This window comes from Neobacillus drentensis (assembly GCF_036966985.1).
Classification (GTDB): Bacteria; Bacillota; Bacilli; order Bacillales; family Cytobacillaceae; genus Neobacillus; species Neobacillus drentensis_E.
The window spans coordinates 1-2077 of record NZ_JBALSN010000687.1; the positions used below are offsets into that span (position 1 = coordinate 1).

Annotated in this window: 4 protein-coding genes; all 4 read right to left on the reverse strand. The window is 35.9% G+C overall.

Going from position 1 to position 2077, the window contains the following annotated elements; translation table 11 throughout:
• Positions 1 to 486: 486 nt before the first annotated feature.
• Complete coding sequence (locus V7659_RS30490; protein WP_335543756.1) at positions 487 to 687, reverse strand: hypothetical protein; 201 nt, start codon at positions 685 to 687, stop codon at positions 487 to 489.
• Positions 688 to 752: 65 nt separating this feature from the next.
• Entirely contained in the window at positions 753 to 1235 is a 483-nt protein-coding gene (locus V7659_RS30495; protein ID WP_335543757.1) for an ArsI/CadI family heavy metal resistance metalloenzyme, read from the reverse strand.
• A gap of 51 nt (positions 1236 to 1286) precedes the next feature.
• Entirely contained in the window at positions 1287 to 1481 is a 195-nt protein-coding gene (locus tag V7659_RS30500) for a hypothetical protein (protein ID WP_335543758.1), read from the reverse strand.
• 70 nt (positions 1482 to 1551) lie between these two features.
• Complete coding sequence (locus V7659_RS30505) at positions 1552 to 1890, reverse strand: ArsR/SmtB family transcription factor (RefSeq protein WP_335543759.1); 339 nt, start codon at positions 1888 to 1890, stop codon at positions 1552 to 1554.
• Positions 1891 to 2077: the final 187 nt, after the last annotated feature.

The window sequence follows — 2077 nt, forward strand, 5'->3', positions numbered from 1 at the left end:
ATTCTTCCAACGTGTCCGCGATGAAATCGGCAATCGCATTAAGCGTTTTGCTGAAACTGGTGAGTAGAGGATTGAGTAGCCAGGAGATTTTTTACTCTCCTGACTTTAATTATCAAGCAATTTTATTACTTTATTTTAAAGAAGTGGATTAAAATAAATAGGCAATGCAAGAGGAGGGAATGGACATGAAAATCACTGACGACGCTCGTGATGAATTCAAAAAAATGTTCAATGAAGAGAATGCTAAAAACATTCGTATCTTTTTTGATGGCTTTGGCTGAGGGCAGCCAAGGATTGGACTGGCTCTGGATGAGCCGGAAGCAGACGATATTATCGTCACTATAAATGACGTAAAAGTAGCAATCGACCCTATAATTGAACCGAACACGGAAGACCTTATCCTTGATCGCAGCGGAAATGGTCAAGGGATTTCAATGATCGGTAATACGGGAAGATGCTGTTAAAAAAAGACCTTTATGGTCTTTTTTATTTTAATGCCAGTTCGTGATATGCATCCAAAAAATGTTGATACGTCTGAAAACCGTATTCGTCTGTGTTGCAATGAAAAAATAGCTCCATGGCAATCTCTTTTGCCTGGTCTAAGGTACAATTTCTCGATATTGTAATTAGGTTTAGATAAGATAAAAAATACTCCTTCTTTAATGTACCTGCATGATTGACAGTCATAATCATCCCCCTTATATAAAAAGGATCTCAACCGTGGGTGAGACCCTTAGTAAATGAAATTAACTTTAAGAACAGCAAGTAGATCTATTTTTATTTGGTGCAGTCGTAGAACAACACTCGACACTTTCAACATTGGTTTGAGGGTCACAACATGTAGAAGCATTTTCATTGTTGATATCTACACTTGCTTTTGTATAGAAAAACTCCCACTCATTTCCATCCGGGTCATGAATCCAGAATTTGTCTTGAAGAGCATAACAACAGGTTGTGTTTATTTCGTCGTATTGGGAAAGGATGCCATTATCTGCAAGCCTGTTCTTATGTGCGTTAAGCTCTTCTGTACTTTCTACTTGAAAACCGAAATGTCCCACTTGATTCCCACTTACTTCATCCTGAAGATTAAGGGTGAAATTCAATCCTGGTGTTTCCAACAAGAACTTCGCATAATCAGGCTTTACCTTCACTGGTTCAGCCCCAAATAGTTTGCTGTAAAACTCGATCGATTTCTCTAGGTTTGTAACATTAAGACCAACATGTGCATACTTCATTTTGATTCCCTCCAAATTGTTTTATTTAAAGTAAATAATGAGACTCCATTCTTAGCACTCGCAAGCGCATCCGCAATTTTGTTGTACCGTTATTAATTTCTCGCGGTTGATCCATTTTTTGACTAAGTTTTGTAGGAATGATTCCTTCTGAGGTTCCTGGTATTTCCAAGCATTGTGGGCGTTTCTTTCTGTTTCCTCCTGGCGCAGTTTCATCATTTTATGGAATTCATATTCATTAAAAAACATCCTGAGCTCCTCCTTAATCAATTTATTTTGATGTATTAATCAAAAAAAATTGATATTAATCCGAAAAAAATTAGCAGTGGGTTGGCTTGAAAATACAGCAAAGCTCGTGAGACAATAAATTATTTAATTCTTCCTGGTTCAGTTCGTAATAACTCCATGTTCCTTTTGTTTCTTTTTTGATTAGGTTGGCATCCAACAAAATCTTTAAATGGTAGGACAATTTTGATTGAGCCATATCTATCAAGGGAGATAAGTCACATACGCACATGCTGCCGTTTTTGGTTAAAAGATTCATGATCTGAAGTCTTTTTTTGTCTGCAAGGGCTTTAAACTTTTGTTCATATTGTTCAAACATTCGGTCCAACGATACGTCTTGAAGTTCGATGTTTAATTTCGATTCTTCTTTCATATTCTCACCATCTTTTCTTTTATCAAATTATCTTGATGTATATATGTTATATCCAATATTTTCTTGTGTCAATATATTTATCAAAAAAAATTGATTTATCTAACAACTAGTAATGAAGGCTCGACTTAATCATAATTTAAGACCAAGATTGTGAAGGATTACGCTTAAACAAACGGGTGCTTAAGTT

Excerpts from the sequence above, each read along its gene's own strand:
- V7659_RS30490 (WP_335543756.1), bottom strand. The coding sequence starts at position 687 with ATGACTGTCAATCATGCAGGTACATTAAAGAAGGAGTATTTTTTATCT.
- V7659_RS30495 (WP_335543757.1), bottom strand. The coding sequence starts at position 1,235 with ATGAAGTATGCACATGTTGGTCTTAATGTTACAAACCTAGAGAAATCG.
- V7659_RS30500 (WP_335543758.1), bottom strand. The coding sequence starts at position 1,481 with ATGTTTTTTAATGAATATGAATTCCATAAAATGATGAAACTGCGCCAG.
- V7659_RS30505 (WP_335543759.1), bottom strand. The coding sequence starts at position 1,890 with ATGAAAGAAGAATCGAAATTAAACATCGAACTTCAAGACGTATCGTTG.